Here is an 18938-nt window from a genome sequence, read left to right on the forward strand (position 1 = left end):
GTTTAAAAGCGCATACAACGATAAATTAGAGCTATATCACGAAGGAGGAGAGAACGAAATGAGTATGAAAGAGCCTTCTGCAATCTTAACGAACAGCGTCCGCATATGGGAGAAAATGGTTGAAATTCCTACCTATGAAACAGGTGAACCCGATAAAAATCCAATGTTCCTCGAGAAGCGAGTCTATCAAGGCAGCTCGGGGCGAGTATATCCACATCCTGTGGTTGATAAAATTATGGATGAGAAAGAAATGAAATCGTATCAGATGGTAATGCTCGAAAATGAATATGTACGCATCGAGATCATGCCTGAAATTGGCGGCCGTATCTATCGTGCTCTGGATAAGACGAACAATTATGATTTTGTTTACTATAATCGCGTGATTAAACCTGCGCTTGTTGGTCTGACAGGACCATGGATTTCAGGTGGAATTGAATTTAACTGGCCGCAGCATCATCGTCCGAACACGTTTGGCCCTGTGGAGCATGTAATTACGGAGAATGAAGATGGCAGTGCAACCGTATGGGTGAGTGAAATTGACCGGATGTATGGAACGAAGGTCACAACGGGCTTCACGCTGCATCCTGGAAAAGCCTATCTCGAAGTTACAGCACAGCTATATAACCGAACTTCGGAGCCACAAACCTTCTTATGGTGGGCAAACCCTGCGGTTGCAGTCAATGACCATACGCAATCGGTGTTTCCACCGGATGTCACAGCCGTATTCGACCATGGTAAACGTGATGTGTCCAGATTCCCAATTGCAACAGGAACGTATTACAAGAAGGATTATTCCGAAGGTGTAGATATTTCACGCTATAAAAATATTCCGGTTCCTACGTCATACATGGCGTACAAATCCGATTACAATTTCGTGGGCGGTTATGATCATGGGGTTGAAGCGGGTCTGCTTCACGTAGCGAATCACCATGTATCTCCGGGTAAAAAGCAGTGGACTTGGGGGAACGGCGAATTTGGTCAAGCGTGGGACCGTAATTTAACCGATGAGGACGGACCCTATATTGAATTAATGACAGGGGTATTTACGGATAATCAACCCGATTTCACTTGGCTCCAGCCGTATGAAGAGAAGTCATTTACACAATATTTCATGCCATATAAGAACATCGGAATTGTGAAAAATGCTTCTGTTGATGCTGCAGTCAATCTTGAGGTGGATGAGACTTTACGGACTGCCACTGTGATGGCCTATGGAACTTCGGTATTCGAGGGAGCGGTTATTGAACTTAGAGGACAGCATAGAACGTACGTGAAGGATACCGTTACGCTCTCTCCAGAATTAACCTATAAATCTGTCATTACGTTAGATAAAGTGGATCAGCCGCATCACTTAATCCTAACGGTGTTTGATGTGAACGGAAACAGCCTCATATCTTATCGTCCAGCGAAGCCTAGCATTGAACAGGTTCCAGATGCAGCCAAGCCACTTCCACTACCGGAAGAATTAAAAAGCACAGAGCAGTTGTATTTGGCTGGAGTTCACTTGGAGCAATACCGTCATGCTACGTTCGAGCCAGAGCATTATTATGAAGAAGGCTTAAGAAGAGATGCATCCGATATTCGGCTTAATGTGGCTTATGGGACACTGCTGCTTCGTCGAGGATTGTTCAAGCAAGCGGAAAATCATTTCCGTACGGCTATACGATCGCTGACTTGGCGCAATCCGAATCCATATGATAGTGAAGCATACTATCAGCTTGGTGTAGTTCTCAGACTGCAGGATCGCAAGGAAGAAGCATTTGCTGCCTTCTACAAGGCGGTATGGTCTGCAGCATTTCAAGACAGTGGATACTATGCATTGAGTCAAATTGCTTGTGAACGTGGGGCGTATGAAGAAGCGTTGGAACTCGCAACTAGAGCTTTGGCACGTAACACAAGAAACTATAAATCAAGACATGTAAAAACAGCACTTTTACGCAAGCTTGGACGTTACTCTGAGGCGATTACATTCGCAGAGGAGACATTGAAACTAGATATCGCGGATTTCGGGGCAGCGTATGAGAGAGTGCTTACGCTTACATTGCTCGGGCGACAAGAGGAAGCAGCTGAGGCTCAGATGAAGCTTGCACGGTTCATGCGAAACGATGTGCATAACTATTTAAATCTAGCTTCCGATTATGCAGGTAGTGGATTGTTCGCGGAAGCTGCACAGGTGTTAGAGCAAATTCGTAGGAAATCGAATGAACCCAATTATCCGATGGTGCATTACACATTGGCTTATGTACACGAGAAAATGGGTCATGAGGAAGAAGCGACAGCGCAGCTTCAGCTTGCTCAAGCAGCATCATCTGATTATTGCTTCCCGAACAGCTTATTTGAGCTGCAGGTATTAGAAAGTGCGATTGCCTGCAATCCGCTAGATAGTAAGGCTCATTATTATCTAGGAAATCTATTCTATGATAAAAAACGTACCGACGATGCCATTCGCCATTGGGAGCAATCCGTCGCGCTTGATGATCGTTTCCCGACGGTTCATCGTAATCTTGCGCTTGCCTATTACAATAAGCGTAATGATGCTGAGGCTTCCTTGCAGTCACTTGAACAAGCTTTCCAGTGCAATACGAATGATGCGAGAGTATTCTACGAGCTGGACCAATTGTATAAGAAGATGGGTGTTTCTGCTCAGGAGCGTATGGCAAGACTTCAACAGCATATGGAGCTGGTGGAGAAGCGGGATGATCTATACCTTGAATATGTGACCCTACTGAATTGGCTTAGCAAGCATGAAGAGGCTTTGTCTGTTCTATTACGACGTCAATTCCATCCATGGGAAGGTGGAGAAGGGAAAGCTACGGGGCAATATGTTTTGGCGCTTGTTGAACTGAGCAAGCAGGCGAATCAGGTAGGCCAATATGAAGAGGCTATCTCATTATTAACACGTGCGCTTCATTATCCAGAGAATTTAGGTGAGGGTAAGCTCGATGGTGCGCAAGAGAATAATGTGTATTACGAGCTTGGTGTGGCTTATAACGGATTAGGCAATATGCAAGAAGCTGCACGACACTGGGCGATTGCGTCTCAAGGCTTGAAAGAACCAGCCAGCGCGATGTACTACAACGATCAGCCGCCAGAAATGATCTTCTATCAGGGCCTAGCATGGGTACAGCTGAATCATCCCAAGGAAGCGAAACGTCGTTTTAATAAGCTGATTGATTTCGCAGAGAGACATCTTTTTGATGATGTGAAGATTGACTATTTTGCCGTATCATTGCCTGATTTCCTCGTATTCGAGGACGATCTGAACAGACGCAATCAAATTCATTGCTTGTTCATGATGGGTTTAGGTTTATTAGGCTTAGGAAAAATGGCGGAGGCGAAAGAACGCTTTGAACAAGCGTTGCACTTGGAGCCGAACCATCAAGGCGCGCGAATTCACAAGGCGTTGTGCTAGGAATCGTAAAAGAAATAAAGCAGTTTCATAACGATGAACAATAACTGGTTCGATTTGGCATTTTGTTTCAACTCTGAAAGCCCCGGGTTAATGGAGACTATCTACCAGCCTATATTCGAAAGGAGAGATTGATGATGGAACCGGGCTATAAAGATAGAAGCGTTGAAGTGGAGCATACAGAGGTGCAACGGAAATCGGATTCCAGTGTTGTCGCATCTACCTTTATTAAATACGCTGCTTATATTATTATTTTTTTCGGAGCACTTTTCTTCTTGGTCAGATATGTATTCCCTATGTTCTAATTCGGATTCCAATGAATCCTATACAAAAATCCATCCCCTGTAAGTAGCGGGATGGATTTTTGAATTGAACGAATCCTATAAATTTCTCTGGATGGAATCCGGTGATTCCGCAGAATTACGATAAAAGAACCAGCACTCGTTCAGCAGCTTGATCTGACGGCGGTCTTTTTTGTAATAGGCTTTCATCAGTTGATGGCAGAGCCACTGTGGCAAGGGTATCACTCCTCTAACTGCTTACGTAAGTTAGCATATGGAGAAATGAGCCTAAAGGTGACGATTTACAGAATGCTTTCTGCTTCCTCTTCGTACCATTGCTCTAATTGCGCTTGCAGCGCCCGAATCTCGGTCAGCAGGGAGATGAGTGGATAGTTCTTTTGCTCCTGAACAGAGGCAAAGGCCTGTTCCAATCTATTGATATAATCCAGACCGGACTCCAGGGAGTAATCTTCGCGTAGCAGATCCAATGAATCACACTCAGCAATGGCTAAGGGCAGATCCGGTACATTATCGGCTGTCAGCTTGTCGATTTCTTTGTTTAGACGTAAATTGAGCGCACTTAGCTGGTACGCATATTCCTCGGGCATTTCCACGAATTGCAATTCTTGATGTTGCTGCAAAATTACATACCGCATTTTCGGCATTAGTTATTCTCCCTCCGTACTTGTCTTCCTTCTTGACAGTTTAGCCTATGCACAAGTTACAATTCAAGTAGAGATCTTAATTCCCGTGGAAAGGACTTGTGATAGAACGCTATGGAAACGATGAGCAACGAAGAGCTGCAGCTGTGGATTGAGCAGGTATCACGGGACAGCTTTGGCGTACCCTTTAGGCACAAGGCAAGCTTTAACAGCCGATTATCTTCAACAGGCGGTCGATATTTTACTAAGAGCCATAATATAGAGATTAATCCCCATCAGCTTGCTATGTTCGGTAGAGAAGAGACGGAGAAGATTATAAAACACGAGCTCTGCCATTATCATCTGCATTTGGCGAAGCGAGGGTATATGCATCGTGACACTGATTTCAAAAGACTGCTGGCACAAGTCGGCGGGAGTCGCTATTGTCAGACATTGCCGGGTGCGAAAGCTCGAAAGTCACTCCCTTACCGGTACAAGCTGATCTGTACAGCATGTGCTATGGAGTATCCGCGTAAGCGAAAAGTAGACCCCAAGCGCTACCGCTGCGGCAAATGCTCGGGTAAGCTGAAGCTGCTAGCGCTGGAAGTCCAGTAAGTCGAACAGCGCGTTATTTTATAACCAGACCCATCAATCCCACAAAGGAAACAGCTTGCTGAGGCGAAATGACACATCCCTCCAAATCTTGTATATCCACGATCAAGCCACTAAACTCGCAGTCACTAAGATCGATCCCGTTAAGCTTTGATCCTGACAATGTGGCTTGATCAATATTACATTCGCTGAAGCTGACTTTCTGGAAATTCGATTGGTAGTAATCAGAGCTCATCAATGAACTATTCTCAAAAGCAACCTGCTTCAGATTAGCCATTCGAAATGTTGCGAAATCCCCGATACAATCTACCACGCGAACATTCTGGAATCTGCCTCTTGTGAAGTCCGTACCGATGAGCTTGCAGTTCCTGAATTCGGTTCGATGAATAATTGCATTCGTAAAATCCACATTGGATAGATCGCATCGCTCAAAAATTACATCCATCAGTTCAATCCCAGTTAAGGACGACTCGATAATCGTAACATTATTAAAAACCACTTGATCAAAGCTGACTTTATTCGCCTCTTGATTATCAATAACTGTATCGCTTATGCTGCAACGACTGAATTCATCTTTGGTTTGCAGCGAGTATATTTGCTCAGGGAGTAGAGCGTCTGGATCTGATATTTTTGGTGAATCCATTTTGAATTTCATATGTACCTCCATTTAATGAATGCTCGTTTCTAATTAAATTAACTATCTTAGGGTTCAGCAGATTTGTCAATTTTCAGTAGCGCTCAGACCTTTCGGGAGATACGTACAAATACACCTTTTTCTGGATAAAATCACACATCGTTTCGTAAGCGTTACCAACTTAAGATGGAAGGGAAGTCCATATTAGGTAGAGGGGGCACATTTATGAAAAGATTCAGGTCCGCGATGGCGGGTCTGCTCGCGATGCTGCTGATTTTCTCAAGCTTGCCTGTGATGGGAATCGGTAGCGGTTCCGTAGGAGCAGAAGGGGTTGGAGGAACAGGCGCAGGGCTAATTCCATCAGGGACAGTACTCATCAAGAATAAGTGGAAAAATAATTTCTTATATGAAACGTCTGATGGTATCGTGCGTTATGGCATGACCAATCCAGCGGACACATCATCGCATTGGACAGTGGAGACTGTAAATGGTCTGTCACGAATTAAGAATGTGAAGACGGGCCACTACATTACAATGGCTGGTAACAACGGCAAAGAGGATACACTTAAGGCGGCAGATCTCCAAGGAGCTGGGAGTGTTACGGATCAATGGTTGATCGATACTTCCAATAGAAACGGATACATGATCATCCGAAGCGCGAGCGTGCCTGAGAGTAAGCTGGTTATCCACGAGGAGAATCAGCTTGGTTATGCGCAAGTAAGCTCGGATATCAATATTACGTTTGAGAGTCCGCAGTGGGCTTTTATCGATCCTAACGCAGGAACAGTACCTGTACGGTTGGAAAGCCGGATGCGTCCCGGTCAGGTGATGTATGAGGAGAAAGGAAATGTACTTTACGGTAAACAGCCTTTGAAGAATGAGGCTGCCCAGTGGTTTCTTGAGCCGGGAACGGACGACGGAACACTGATGATTCGAAACCGTGAGACGGGTCATTATATTAAGCAAAATGAAGTGACTTGGGCTGGAGTCTTTTCGCAAGAAATCGATCCGGACAAGGTGATGCTAAGTGAATGGGTGAAAGAAGATGCACCAGGCGCGGATGGAGCGGGTTTTATTACCTTAAGTAATAAAGGATTAACCGACGGAGTTAAGCCTTTATGGCTGAATCCTCAGTTTGAGGAAGATAACAACGTGCGCTCTAACAGCTGGCCGGGTGAAGCAACCAGTCATAATGCCCAGTGGACAGTTGTCCCTATTTCCGAGTTGCAGCCGGTACGCTTGGCAACTTATACAGATGCACAAGTAGCTACAGATTTCTTGTATGAATCCGCAAACGGTGCACTTAAGCACGGATTAATTGCTCCAGATACTGCTGATTCATCCGATTATCTATGGTATATAGAGGATTATGACGGTAATAAACGTATCCGTAATGCAGCAACTAATCATTACCTTTCGTATAGTGATGGCACAGCCAAGGCTGAGCAGATCAGCGGAAGCCAACCATCGGATCAATGGAATTTTAAAGATTCTGATGATTATGATGATTATCTGACACTAGAAAATGTAGAGAGCAAAGGCATCTATCTATCTACCTTGGGTGGGGACAGTGCTGGAGCAAGTGCGGATGCGACTTCATTAAGCGCCCAGTGGCAGCTTCTAGACCCTAACACACCAACAGATGGCACCATTCCATATTATCGTATTCAAAATGGCTGGAAGTCTTTTTATTGGTATGAATCTGCTGATGGTCTCTTGAAATATGGAAATATGCAAAAGGATGGCTCCGATCAATGGCTGATTGAGAAATATAATGGCCGTAAGTTATTCAAGAACAAGAAAACAGGCCACTACATTAACACAATGAATATGCCAGATGGCCATATCCAGGTCACTGAGCTTCCAGACAGGAATAATGTGGAGCGGGAATTTATCTGGACAGGTAAAAATATTGGCGACAACACATACGTAATCAGCAGTGTTCTCGATAAGGAACCTAATAAATTCCCTGAGAAGTTCATTTCACTTCAAAATCTCACTAAATACGCCGAGTATGGTGTGATCAATCCAGGCTGGGGCAGCCCACAGTGGCGATTTGTTACCGTTACTGAGAAAAAGCCGGACTTGTTCCGCTTCAAGCTTGACGCTGTAAATGGTGAGGATCAATATCTTAAGGATGGTCCTTTGTTGACCTCTCCAGATGTACTAGAGAAATTGCTAGAATCTAAGACTGTCACCGAAGCTGTCTATGATTCGCAGGACACTGAAGCAGTGGTGCCGCAGGATAAGTCGGAATCTGCAACCGCTGATCCAAATCCTGTAGCTTTAGCTGCTGCGAACGAGGATGTAACAGTAGGTCAGGCTACTTATGGTTCACTTGATATGAATGACGATACCTTTGTCTGGCAGCTGCAAGAAATAGCTGGCAGCAATGGATCTGTGAAGATTAAAAATAAAGGTACTGGACGTTACCTCTCCCTGGAGCATATAGGTGGTGCAGTAGATGAGATTGAGCCTAATGTTGCCGTTCAGACACTGCAAACCGTCTATGATGTATGGGGCAGCATTAAGTGGATTGTGGATATGCAGCCTTCAGGTCTGACTACTTTCAAGAGTGGATGGGCTGGCCACTATATGTATGGGGCTTCTGATGAGAATGGGAATCCAATTATAAAGATCAGTAAGGCTCCCGATGCAGCGGATAGAAACAGTGCTCATTTTGCCGCTGAAGCCGTTGAAGCGATTGCGCCACCTATCCCTGCTTACCCTGTAAGATTTAAGAATGCAAGCAGCGGGGAGTATTTATACGAGAATGAACACGGAGTTGTTCTGTACGGGCAGCCGTCAGCAGAGAATGGATTCTCGCATTGGAATATATCTGTGCAGGACGGCAAACAAACGATTATCAATCGAGCAACAGGCCATTATTTAACATTGAATGGAGATTATTCATACTTGGAGAGCAGTAGCGCGGAACCGGCTATAGACGGAGCATCTGCTTGGGAAGTAAGCTTGGCTTCCGATTATACGCACTACACCATTCGTAGTCTCTATGGAGAATACGACGATGAATTAATAAACATTGCGAATAAGACAGGATATGCTGAACGTGCGCTCCTACTAGTGAGTGACGGCTTAGCTCAATGGACACTTGAAGCGGCTCAGCAGGAGTTTACTACTCCGTCTGGAGAACTGCGCAATAACAATACAACAACTCCAGTTCAGAATGATACCAACATTATAACGATCGTGCCGAAAGGGCTGACTGGTAAAGTATTGGCTGAACAAGAAGGGGCACTCGTATATGCAGAAGCCTCCGACACGGCGGCTCACACCCAATGGATCATCCAAGATGTAAATGGACGTAAACGCATAATGAATGTTCAGACCAAACATTATCTTTCTTTAAATGAAGCAGACCAAGCCGTCTTGTTAGCTTCTGGGGAAACAGAACGTTCCCAGTGGACGCTGGAAGAGAAGTTAGGCTACAAGCTCCTGTTAAGTGCGGATAATACAGCCTATCTTACTCACGACGCATCAGCTGTTCAACTTGGTTCTGCTGTGGGAACCGATAGCACTCTTTGGAGCTTCCTGCCTATCCCTACAGATGCAATGTATGCAGGAGGAGAAGCATTCCAAGGAGATCATGTTATACGGTTTGCAGTCAATGCCCAGCAAGCCGGTGAATATGATGCCGTTGTTCGTTACAAGAATACTTCCAGTGATGTAACAGATCTGTTGCTTGAGGTGAACGGCCTGAAGGAATCAGATAAAGTTAACGTGGTCAAGACTTCCTCTTGGAAGACTGTACAGGTGAAGCTGCAGCTGCGTGCAGGAATCAACACCGTTTCTCTAAGCAACGACAATATCGATTGGAATAAAGTAGGCATTGATAGCCTGACAGTAAAAAATAGCGTGAACAAAGTTTACCGCGGGGCAACAGTTCCTTATATTAGCTATGAAGCTGAGGATGCAGTGACTAACGGAACACTAATCGGTCCTTCGCGGAAATATCGCACTATGGCTTCTGAGGCTTCTGGACGACAAGCCGTCGCCTTGAAGAATACTGGGGACTATATAGAGTTCAAGCTTGCAGAAGCAGCTAATTCTATTGTTCTGCGCTATTCCATTCCGGACAGTTCGGATGGTGCTGGTGCTGAAGAAACACTGACTCTATATGTAAATGGAGTTAAGAAACAGCTTAATTTGACTTCAAAATATGCTTGGGAATATGGTAGCTACCCATGGTCAAATGATCCTCGTCAAGGTAGTGGACATCGCTTCTTTGATGAAATTCATGCTCTGATTGGCGATGCTCCTGCCGGAGCAACCATTCGTTTAGAGAAAGGAACAGGAGACCAAGCGACTTCATACGTCATCGACTTGGTGGATATGGAGCAGGTAGCCCCTGAGTTGACTCGCCCTGCCGGCTTTATTTCTGTAACGGATTTTGGAGCGGTAGCCAATGATGAGGGAGATGATACCGCAGCCTTTAAGGCAGCGCTTGCCGAAGCGAAGGCAACAGGGAAAGGGGTTTGGTTCCCGGTAGGTACCTTTAATGTCGGAGAGGGTCTGCTGGATCTGGATACAGCCGAAATCCGTGGAGCAGGCATGTGGTATACGGTTCTGAATGGCGCCAAATTTTACGGTCACGGTGGCAAGGTTGGCGTATACGATCTATTGATTGAAGGTGGCATTAATGTACGGGACGATGAAGCGTTCACTAACGCCTTCCATGGTGCTTTTGGCCAAGGCTCGGTCATTCAGAACGTATGGATTGAACATACCAAAGCAGGCTTGTGGTTAACACAACCTATTGGTGAGAAGGCTCGTACGAATGGTCTGTATATGGCAGGTCTTCGAATCCGCAATCTGATGGCGGATGGAATTAACTTTGCTGTAGGCACTGGCAACAGCATGATGGAACAAAGTGACATCCGCTATCCAGGGGATGATGGTATTGCGATGTGGTCGTTCACAGATACCAAATTGAATGAAGTGAATGGCGCGGAACGGACATTTAGCTATAACAATACGGCACGTTTTAATAACGTCTCACTGCCATGGTTGGCCGATAACATTGTGGTCTTCGGTGGTAAAGATAACAAAGTTCAAGATAACGTGGTAAAAGATACTGTAACTAACGGAGCCGGGATCGCTGTATCTACCCGTTTCTCCGCAGAGCCGTTCCAAGGAACGACTATCGTTGAGCGGAATACATTGCTTCGCACAGGTAGTTATGATTCGGGCTACGGGGTAAACCTCGGTGCGTTATGGCTGTACGCTGGTGAGAGCAACCTAAAAGGAAAAGTACTCATCCGTAACAATACGGCGCTCGACAGCACCTATTCTGGCCTGATTGCCCACGGTAATCTGAATATGGATGGCGTGGTTCTCACGAATAACGTGATTGACGGAGCGGGCACAAGCGGGATTGAGGTTACAAAGGAGCTGAAAGGAAATCTGCTCGTCGACAACTTGATTATTCGTGGTGAACGGATGAACCTCCTGTCCAATGCATCTCCTGAATTTAGCATCATTGAACAGAACCAAGGGATAGCCACAGCTGTTAAACCTTTCTCCATCAAGCTAGCAGATGGACAGAGCGGACCTGTTGTATTAGAACAAGGAAAGTCAGCTATTCTTCAGGTGTTGGACAAAGAAGGAGCGGATATTACTACACAAGCTACCTTTAATGTTGTGAGCAGTGACATTGCTGCTTTTACAAACGACAGTATCCATGGAGTTAAAGTGGGAAGCACAGACTTCACGGTAACTGTTGGCAACGATAAGAGGGTGTATACAGTTGAGGTGGTGTTACCTAATGGTGGGACGGATCCTGTGGATCCGACCGAACCAACAAGTACACCTAGTCCAACGAGTACTCCTGATCCGGCGGGGTCAGTAAATCCTGTTGCACCTGTCGCTACACCAACGCCAACACCAGCTGCTAATCATGATGCGCAGCTAAAAGCTAAGGCGACTGCTGGGCAAGCTCTTATCGAGATTTCAGCTAACGGAGATGGTATAGCTCGCTTTAGCGCAGAAGCTTTACGCAATGCAGCAGCACTTAGCCCGAGTGCGGTGCTTGTCATTGCCAGTGGCGATATGAGCTATCGCTTCCCATTAGGACTCGTGGAGAGCGTGCTGAAAGCGGCACAAATGCCGGCAGGCACTTTAGAGTTCCAACTAAATCCGCTAAGCGGAAAAGGATTGGAACAACTGCTTACCAAGGCTAAGCAGCAAGGTTTTAATGTGCAAGGAACTCCGGCAAGTGTCACCTTAAAGGTCACAGATGGCAAAAACACTGTACCTGCTAATGGGTTCGGCACTACGTATGTAGATCGTACATTTATGATGGAGGGAGCACTGGTTGCAAAGACGGGAGTAGTCCTTATTTACGATGAGCAGACGGGTACCTTCCGTTATGTACCTGCATTGTTCGAGCTCGTAGGTGGGATGACCAAGGTTACTGTTAAGAGCAGCAGTGCTAGCGGTATATTCGTCGTTGCACAACACCCTGTAACTTTTGGAGATATTTCTTCACACTGGGCAAAGAACGAGATCGAAACGCTTGCCAGTCGACTGATCTTGACCGGACAATCCACAGATAACTTTGCACCTCAGAACTCTGTTAGTCGTGCTGAATTCGCAGCTATGCTAATACGCTCTTTAGGCCTAGCCGCTGCGAACACAACGAAGACCTTCAGTGATGTGTCTGATTTATCATGGTATGCTGCAGACGCCAGAGCTGCGGCAGCCTTAGGACTGGTTCAAGGCTATGAGGATGGAACCTTCCGTCCGAACGCCCCTATTACACGGGAGCAAATGGCTGTTATGGCAACTAGGGCACTAAAGCTGTTAAACCTTGGAGCTGGAGAATCTGGAGTTAACCCTGCGACAGATGCATTCACAGATTCGTCTACTATTTCTTCTTGGGCTAAAGAGGCTGTGAATGTCTTGACAGCAAAAGGAATCATGAAAGGCCAATCGGCAGATAGCTTTGCGCCTGGCAGTGATACTAGCCGTGCAGAGGCAGCTGTGATCCTAGCTAGATTACTTAAAGCCGCCGGCTTATTGAATTAATTTTCTACTAAAAGAGCAGCTATTCTCCAGTAATTGGAGAATAGCTGCTCTGCGTTTTTTGGACGAAGGCTGTCTGCCAGAACATATTTGGTTATTTTCATGCCAATAGCGACTAGAAGGTCCGTTAGTATGCCAAATATTCGATTATGCTGCGTAAAAGATCAACTGGCTCCGATAGCGGCCTCATAGGCGATACAGCCTTATTTAAGCTTCCCCATCGACAAATTGACTCTGTAATTTCCGAACTTTAGCAGCTCGTCGAGAAAGTTATTCAAATCCTCTTGGCTTCCCGTACGAACACGTATCCAATAGCAGCCTTCTCCGCTAACCCGATGCATTTCTTTTACGTTGTCATGCTGCTTTGCGAATGTTTGAAAGGCTGGATGTACCGTATTCGAACCTAGAAAGACCGTTATAAAGGCATGGATCGCCTCACCAACTTTATCTGGATTCCAGCGGACGGTGTAGCCTTCAATCACTCCGGTGTCCTGCATTTTGCGAATTCGCGCGCCCACAGCTTGGCCTGTCATATGCACTTGCTGCCCAATGTCTCTGTGACTGATCGTGGAATCATCAATTAGAAGCTGTAGGATGCGAAAATCCACATCATCTATGGAATAAGAACTCGTCATTATTTAAAATCCTTTCTGCGTGAAAGTAGAACAGGCCAATCTCTTTCCAATCTCAATGTATTCTGTTTCAAGGTCCAACTATAATTAATTGTAGCAGAAGATATCTGAAAGAAAGAAGGGCTTACGATGAAAATACAGCATATTCGCAACGCGACCCTATGGATGGAGTATGGGGGAAGTACATTTCTTATTGATCCTATGTTGAGTGAGCAGGGCGCTAATCCTCCCATTTTTAATACGGAAAATGACCGTCGGAATCCGCTTGTATCGTTACCGGGATCAGTAGACAAATGGCTGAATCCTAATGCAATAATAGTCACGCATCTTCATCCAGATCATTGGGATGCCGCTGCCGTTTCCTTGCTGCCGAATAATCTACCGTTATTTTGTCAGGAGGGGGACAGGGATACCCTAGTAGAGCAGGGATTTGAGAACGTCTCGGAAATCACCGATAAGCTGACATTCCAAGGAGTAACTATAACACGTACCGGTGGACAGCATGGAACCGGAGAGATTGGCAAGCTGATGGGGAAGGTATCCGGGTTTGTCTTTCAGGCGGAAAACGAACCAGTTGTGTATTTGGCAGGAGACACGATTTGGTGTGATGAGGTGAAGATTGCACTCGATGCCTTTAAACCTGAGGTGACGATCGTTAATGCTGGTGGAGCGCAGTTTTTAACCGGAGGTCATATCACAATGAATGAGCAGGATGTCGTAGACTTATGCGAATATGCTTCTTCTACTAAGGTGATCGCTGTACACATGGACGCCATCAACCATTGCCTTGTTACCAGGGATAAGCTAAGAGCTCACTTGGAGAAGGAGGAGCTACAGGATCGAGTACAGCTTCCGGAAGATGGAGAATGGTGTTACATATAAACTAGGGGGAGTAATCCCTTTTTAAATCTAGCTACAGACTGAAAAAATACTTGAATTTGAAAACGATCACAAAAATTATTTTACCCGCTTGACTAGACCTTCAAATCATGATAAATTAATTCATGTTCACTTCTAATTTACTTCTAATGTTCCCTGATAGCTCAGTTGGTAGAGCACTCGACTGTTAATCGAGTTGTCACAGGTTCGAGTCCTGTTCGGGGAGCCATTTTTATGGAGAGATACCCAAGTGGCTATAAGGGGACCCTCTGCTAAGGGGTTAGACTGCGTAAGCGGTGCGTGGGTTCGAATCCCACTCTCTCCGTTCTGAATTACATAAGAAGAGCTTCCATTATGGGGGCTCTTTTTTTGTTACGTAAAATTATTTTCGGTTGCTAAATGTGATATATATGGAATTGAGGAAGTACCGGGACAGATCACACGAATGTGTGATTTGTCTTTTTTAATCTGAATTATCAGTGATCAAATTCAATATTTTGGAAGGTGAATAGAGTGGAAAAGGCGAATGTTTACTTGTTAAGTTTCATGAATCCAGCTATATCAGCTAACGCAACATTCATATTACTGAAAGAAATTTAACGGAGGGAACATGAAAACTATAAATCAATTACAAACTAAACCTTCAAGTAGATATGATAGTTTTGATCCGGATCAAGAAGGAAATAAAAATACCAAATTTGCTGACATAATAATTGATGGCAGGTCTCTTTATCAAATGCTGAAAAGACATGACATGGTTCCATCCCTCGGGTGGGGGAGTGAAGAGCATCAAAGGAAAATGATTAACTATTTTTTATTAAACCAAATGCATGAATATATGTACTACAGATACCCAATATTAGTTTGCCCTTGGTGTGGAGATGAAGAGTGTGGCTTTATATCCGTATTTATTGAGAAAGAAGAGGATCTTATCATATGGAGAGATTTCAAACGGGAACCCAGCAATAAAGCTATTGATGTTGGGCCTTTTTATTTTAAATGGGATGAGTACGAGAAAGTTATAAATGAGACTTTTGGGATTGCGGGGATTCGATGTTAGAGATAAACCATCAGGAGGAACTTATGTCGATTAATCCTAAGATATTTTATAGCACATATGAAGAAACAGATTACGTCAGAAAAAAACTTATTGAATTTAACTCTAAACAAGTACCAAACGGCATTTATGAGGAGATAAATTTATGCTTGAAGGATGATAACGGAGATATTGTTGCCGGTATCAACAGTGCGATATGTTGGAATTGGATGGAAATTGGTATTTTGTGGGTGGATGATAACTATCGTAGTCAAGGTTACGGGAAAAGATGATTGGAAGAAGCAGAGAAAGTTGCCAAAGCAAAGAAATGTACTTTTATCAAATTAGATACATTCAGTTTTCAAGCGCCCGAATTTTATAAGAAGTATGGATATAAAGTAATTGCAACTATCGAAGATGCTCCGCTTGGAAGTAAACACTTTTACTACAAGAAGGATCTTAGCTATGATTAAGGTGGCTTGAGGAAGGCATAAACCTAAAATCAAAGGAGAGAAACAACTGTGGAGCTTTTTAAACAAATACCCTTGTACAGATTTTTGGCATTATGTAATGAAAGTGGCATGGAAAAGACCATTTTAGATTGTGGGGCAGGAGGGGATACTCCTCCACTAAGTTTGTTTGCGAATTATGGATACGCTACATATGGAATAGAGATGAATGTTGAACAAATGAACAGAGCTAATCAGTTCGCAGCAGAAAGAGGGCAGAATTTAAACATATATCAGGGTGACATGAGACAGTTGGCATTAAACGATGAGTCGATGAGTTTTGTGTATTCGTATAATTCTATTTTTTATATGAAAAAACAAGATGCGATAAGTGATATAAATATATTTATGAAGCGGGAAATTGGAAGGAAGCATAATTTGTAGTCAGAGGAGTTGGTTTACATTATATAGCAAGGGCATATTTAACTGGATAAGTTAGAAAAGAGAGGTCTATTATTTTGTTTGGACAGGTACTTGGATCCATATTTCGGATATGATTTGCCGTACTTTGATGATATTATCTTGCTCCTTGAAAAACATCTACTCTTTAATCATAGTAAAGAAATCAATCAAGATATTCTTCAATTACGGCAAAAAATGCACTAATAGAGCTTTCAAAAAAACCGTGAGAGTACCCATATAACAGTTTGCTATTGAGATAATGTATCAAGAGAGTATTAATAAATGCTGTTAAAGATGTTTACTAAAAAAGGAGATGTACCAATGAATAACAGATCAGATTTGCTAAATCAGTTTAAGGAATGGAATGGATTTGTTCTAGAAATTATTGATTTAGATTGGAAAACACCCATCGCTGAAGGAAAATGGACAATTCATGATGTTGTTAGTCATATTATTTTATGGGATAAATACTTCTATGAATCGACGATAGAACCGATAGCATGTGATAAAGCGATAACACTTCAACTTATTGATTACGATCAATTCAATAATGATGCTGTTACATATGGTAAGACAAAAACCAAAGATGAATTAATAGAATTGACTATGAAGTATCGTAACTTACTATTAGATTGTATAAGTAACCTTGAAGAGGGGAAATACTCGGGGAAATATGTTGACGGAAGGTTTTCCTTTGAGTCCTATTTAAAGGATTTTATATCGCATGACCGGCATCATATGATGCAGATTAAAGAATTAAAAGGGAAAAAATGAACAGCTTACAGCTTATTCTCCTTCCGTTTATCGGTTGGGAATAAGTTTTTTTGTATGTACCAATGAGACAAATGTTATATCCAATCTAGCAGCCTCCTTAATATCTCTTGTTCTTACACAGACAGCTATACTTTCGTTTACACATCAAGGAGATATGTCTTATTATAACGGTCTTGTGGCGCAGATTTTTCTATTGAACTTATTCGTTACGAGGATCATGGTCCTAGAAGGAAGCTTCTTTATGTTCATGAGATACACAGCACTCCAGGGAACAATATGAGGAGATAAAGGTCAGAATTAGATCTGATTGGGATATAGAGATGGATAGAGATGATTGAAGAATCGAAGAATGCTACAGGCTGAAGTGGTGTGAAAAAAAAGTGCTTGCCATGTCTTATTATTTCTGGTATCATAATTTTTGTTGTCACGTTAGACAACCTTGCTAAGGCCCGTTGGTCAAGGGGTTAAGACACCTCCCTTTCACGGAGGTAACATGGGTTCGAATCCCATACGGGTCATATTATGCGGTAGTGGTGGAATGGCAGACACGCTATCTTGAGGGGGTAGTGGGTGTATACCCGTGGAGGTTCGAGTCCTCTCTACCGCATACAAATAAAAAAGTAAGAAATCCTTTGCTTCGCAGAGGTTTTCTTACTTTTTTTTATAGGGTTAGACAAGTTGATTAGTTCTTGAAGGCTCTTGCATATTGGGGATAGAGCTGTCTGACACAGTCTGGGCAAATATCATGGGTGAATTGCAGAGAAAGCTGATGTTTTAAAAAATGTTCAATGTTGATCCATTCATCCTTAGAATTTCGAATGGATTTGCAGGAAGCGCAGATGGGGATTAACTCTTGTGTTGGCTGACATGTCGAACAGATGCTTGTGATCCCCGACATCTTAGTTCCTTCTATAAATACACCCAAATCATATAGAGAAATTATAAAAGCAGCTTCTAGGTAATAATCAGAGAGCAGCGGATAGATTTCCAAACGAAAGATTCGCGTCCCTTTATAGGCGGTTTGTATGATGAACTCAGAGGTATAAATCTGTTGCTCTCTGCGGAGTATAATTTTCACCGAATCATAAAGCTTGGCCCATTGATCGGAATCGATGATCACATCTTGCAGAAGCTCCGAATAATAAGCTCCAATCCATTGTTTGTGAGGGGAGAGGCCGTATTCATGACTAAATGCTTTCCACTTCCTGTTGGTGAACTGGATAACTCCTTGGCTGTTGATGACCACTGCATTGTGCGGCAGATATTCAAGTGAATGGATAATGGAAGATGATAAGCATTTTGACAAAAGTCACCGCTCCCTCCTAGAGATCCTTCGGGATGACATGTTAATTAAGGGGGTCAGACGGCATTACATCAGACACTTGTCACCTGAGTCGCCTCTTATCGTCACTCTAGCCATATGATATAATCGGATAATACATAGTAACACCAATTATATACTTTTTTGCGTTATTTTGCAATAGGTAATTACTTAAATAAGTCTTTTTTATTTTTTTGTGAAGGGCGGTTTACGGATGCAGACCATATACGAACGTATAGAATACTTAATTAAGCAAAAAGGTCTCACCAAGAAATCATTCTGCGAGCAGTTAAATATAAGCACAGGTAATATGGGAGATTGGAAGCGGGGCAAATCTACTCCGGGAACACATAAATTAATTGAGATCGGCGCTTTTTTTCATGTAAGTCTGGACTGGCTTATTTTAGGTAGAAATACATCTGAAATATTGAAAGAGAGCAATGAGGACTATGATTTCGGAGAAGCAAAGTTGAATGAAGATCGAACGAATAAACTGCTTCCAGAGGAAAAGGAATTCATTAAAGAATACCTAGCATTCACTGAATATCGTAAGCAGAAATGGGCCGACGAAAATTCTTAAATCAACGCCTTTACATTTCGGGGAAGTACATTTATAATAATGAATGTTGACCTCAAACAAAGTTTTATGTTTTATCTCACCGCGCGGTAGTGGTGGAATGGCAGACACGCTATCTTGAGGGGGTAGTGGGTGTATACCCGTGGAGGTTCGAGTCCTCTCTACCGCATACAGAATGACGAAAGAA

The 18938-nt window shown here is 43.5% G+C and carries 14 protein-coding genes, 5 tRNA genes and 1 pseudogene; 15 read left to right on the forward strand and 5 right to left on the reverse strand.

Annotated features, from left to right (window positions below; genetic code table 11):
- Positions 1-58 precede the first annotated feature (58 nt).
- Both NST34_RS05810 and NST34_RS05815 read left to right on the forward strand, forming a co-directional pair.
- The gene (locus NST34_RS05810) at positions 59-3412 is read left to right on the forward strand and encodes a DUF5107 domain-containing protein (RefSeq protein WP_341127353.1); all 3354 of its coding nucleotides are present in this window, start codon (positions 59-61) and stop codon (positions 3410-3412) included.
- 131 nt (positions 3413-3543) lie between these two features.
- Positions 3544-3714 (forward strand): hypothetical protein, encoded by a 171-nt coding sequence (locus NST34_RS05815; RefSeq protein WP_156113060.1) that lies wholly within the window; start codon positions 3544-3546, stop codon positions 3712-3714.
- Between the two features lie 75 nt (positions 3715-3789).
- Here NST34_RS05815 and cmpA read toward each other — a convergent pair whose 3' ends face one another.
- Together cmpA and NST34_RS05825 are read right to left on the reverse strand one after the other, a co-directional pair.
- The gene (gene cmpA / locus NST34_RS05820) at positions 3790-3927 is read right to left on the reverse strand and encodes a cortex morphogenetic protein CmpA (RefSeq protein WP_094874036.1); all 138 of its coding nucleotides are present in this window, start codon (positions 3925-3927) and stop codon (positions 3790-3792) included.
- A gap of 65 nt (positions 3928-3992) precedes the next feature.
- On the reverse strand, positions 3993-4355 hold the full coding sequence (locus NST34_RS05825; RefSeq protein WP_042124766.1) for a hypothetical protein: 363 nt from the start codon (positions 4353-4355) through the stop codon (positions 3993-3995).
- A 120-nt stretch (positions 4356-4475) separates the two neighbouring features.
- On the opposite strand from NST34_RS05825, the gene NST34_RS05830 reads away from it, so the two are divergent.
- On the forward strand, positions 4476-4946 hold the full coding sequence (locus NST34_RS05830; RefSeq protein ID WP_081382729.1) for a SprT family protein: 471 nt from the start codon (positions 4476-4478) through the stop codon (positions 4944-4946).
- Positions 4947-4959: 13 nt separating this feature from the next.
- On the opposite strand, the gene NST34_RS05835 is transcribed toward NST34_RS05830, so the two are convergent.
- Complete coding sequence (locus NST34_RS05835) at positions 4960-5598, reverse strand: pentapeptide repeat-containing protein (protein WP_341127354.1); 639 nt, start codon at positions 5596-5598, stop codon at positions 4960-4962.
- Positions 5599-5802: 204 nt separating this feature from the next.
- Here NST34_RS05835 and NST34_RS05840 point away from each other — a divergent pair, with 204 nt between their 5' ends.
- Positions 5803-12624 carry an S-layer homology domain-containing protein gene (locus NST34_RS05840; RefSeq protein WP_341127355.1) on the forward strand — a complete coding sequence of 2274 codons (6822 nt, stop codon included), beginning with the start codon at positions 5803-5805 and terminating at the stop codon, positions 12622-12624.
- A 200-nt stretch (positions 12625-12824) separates the two neighbouring features.
- Here NST34_RS05840 and NST34_RS05845 read toward each other — a convergent pair whose 3' ends face one another.
- Complete coding sequence (locus NST34_RS05845) at positions 12825-13256, reverse strand: Lrp/AsnC family transcriptional regulator (RefSeq protein WP_341127356.1); 432 nt, start codon at positions 13254-13256, stop codon at positions 12825-12827.
- Between the two features lie 126 nt (positions 13257-13382).
- Here NST34_RS05845 and NST34_RS05850 point away from each other — a divergent pair, with 126 nt between their 5' ends.
- The 9 genes and pseudogenes from NST34_RS05850 (at position 13383) to NST34_RS05890 (ending at position 17460) form a co-directional block, all read left to right on the forward strand.
- Complete coding sequence (locus NST34_RS05850) at positions 13383-14135, forward strand: MBL fold metallo-hydrolase (protein ID WP_341127357.1); 753 nt, start codon at positions 13383-13385, stop codon at positions 14133-14135.
- Positions 14136-14285: 150 nt separating this feature from the next.
- Positions 14286-14361 (forward strand) — tRNA-Asn (locus NST34_RS05855).
- Between the two features lie 7 nt (positions 14362-14368).
- Positions 14369-14457: transfer RNA gene (locus NST34_RS05860), tRNA-Ser, on the forward strand.
- Positions 14458-14742: 285 nt separating this feature from the next.
- The gene (locus NST34_RS05865) at positions 14743-15192 is read left to right on the forward strand and encodes an oxidoreductase (protein WP_341127358.1); all 450 of its coding nucleotides are present in this window, start codon (positions 14743-14745) and stop codon (positions 15190-15192) included.
- A gap of 23 nt (positions 15193-15215) precedes the next feature.
- Positions 15216-15641, forward strand: a pseudogene (locus NST34_RS05870) (GNAT family N-acetyltransferase).
- Positions 15642-15689: 48 nt separating this feature from the next.
- On the forward strand, positions 15690-16061 hold the full coding sequence (locus tag NST34_RS05875; RefSeq protein ID WP_341127359.1) for a class I SAM-dependent methyltransferase: 372 nt from the start codon (positions 15690-15692) through the stop codon (positions 16059-16061).
- A gap of 339 nt (positions 16062-16400) precedes the next feature.
- Entirely contained in the window at positions 16401-16853 is a 453-nt protein-coding gene (locus tag NST34_RS05880; RefSeq protein ID WP_341127360.1) for a DinB family protein, read from the forward strand.
- A 446-nt stretch (positions 16854-17299) separates the two neighbouring features.
- Positions 17300-17371: transfer RNA gene (locus NST34_RS05885), tRNA-Glu, on the forward strand.
- Between the two features lie 6 nt (positions 17372-17377).
- A tRNA-Leu gene (locus tag NST34_RS05890) sits at positions 17378-17460 on the forward strand.
- Positions 17461-17535: 75 nt separating this feature from the next.
- Here NST34_RS05890 and NST34_RS05895 read toward each other — a convergent pair.
- The gene (locus NST34_RS05895; RefSeq protein WP_076284053.1) at positions 17536-18159 is read right to left on the reverse strand and encodes a hypothetical protein; all 624 of its coding nucleotides are present in this window, start codon (positions 18157-18159) and stop codon (positions 17536-17538) included.
- A 229-nt stretch (positions 18160-18388) separates the two neighbouring features.
- Here NST34_RS05895 and NST34_RS05900 point away from each other — a divergent pair, with 229 nt between their 5' ends.
- Together NST34_RS05900 and NST34_RS05905 are read left to right on the forward strand one after the other, a co-directional pair.
- Positions 18389-18754, forward strand: a complete 366-nt coding sequence (locus tag NST34_RS05900; protein WP_076284054.1) for a helix-turn-helix domain-containing protein — start codon at positions 18389-18391, stop codon at positions 18752-18754.
- Between the two features lie 83 nt (positions 18755-18837).
- A tRNA-Leu gene (locus tag NST34_RS05905) sits at positions 18838-18920 on the forward strand.
- The last annotated feature ends 18 nt before the right edge of the window (positions 18921-18938 follow it).

The sequence above is a fragment of the Paenibacillus sp. FSL H7-0714 genome (assembly GCF_038003765.1).
GTDB lineage: Bacteria > Bacillota > Bacilli > Paenibacillales > Paenibacillaceae > Paenibacillus_AQ.

What these genes read in the sequence shown, in the direction of transcription:
- NST34_RS05810 (WP_341127353.1), top strand. Translation starts at nt 59, where the DNA reads ATGAGTATGAAAGAGCCTTCTGCAATCTTAACGAACAGCGTCCGCATA.
- NST34_RS05815 (WP_156113060.1), top strand. Translation starts at nt 3,544, where the DNA reads ATGATGGAACCGGGCTATAAAGATAGAAGCGTTGAAGTGGAGCATACA.
- NST34_RS05825 (WP_042124766.1), bottom strand. Translation starts at nt 4,355, where the DNA reads ATGCCGAAAATGCGGTATGTAATTTTGCAGCAACATCAAGAATTGCAA.
- NST34_RS05830 (WP_081382729.1), top strand. Translation starts at nt 4,476, where the DNA reads ATGAGCAACGAAGAGCTGCAGCTGTGGATTGAGCAGGTATCACGGGAC.
- NST34_RS05835 (WP_341127354.1), bottom strand. Translation starts at nt 5,598, where the DNA reads ATGAAATTCAAAATGGATTCACCAAAAATATCAGATCCAGACGCTCTA.
- NST34_RS05840 (WP_341127355.1), top strand. Translation starts at nt 5,803, where the DNA reads ATGAAAAGATTCAGGTCCGCGATGGCGGGTCTGCTCGCGATGCTGCTG.
- NST34_RS05845 (WP_341127356.1), bottom strand. Translation starts at nt 13,256, where the DNA reads ATGACGAGTTCTTATTCCATAGATGATGTGGATTTTCGCATCCTACAG.
- NST34_RS05850 (WP_341127357.1), top strand. Translation starts at nt 13,383, where the DNA reads ATGAAAATACAGCATATTCGCAACGCGACCCTATGGATGGAGTATGGG.
- NST34_RS05865 (WP_341127358.1), top strand. Translation starts at nt 14,743, where the DNA reads ATGAAAACTATAAATCAATTACAAACTAAACCTTCAAGTAGATATGAT.
- NST34_RS05880 (WP_341127360.1), top strand. Translation starts at nt 16,401, where the DNA reads ATGAATAACAGATCAGATTTGCTAAATCAGTTTAAGGAATGGAATGGA.
- NST34_RS05900 (WP_076284054.1), top strand. Translation starts at nt 18,389, where the DNA reads ATGCAGACCATATACGAACGTATAGAATACTTAATTAAGCAAAAAGGT.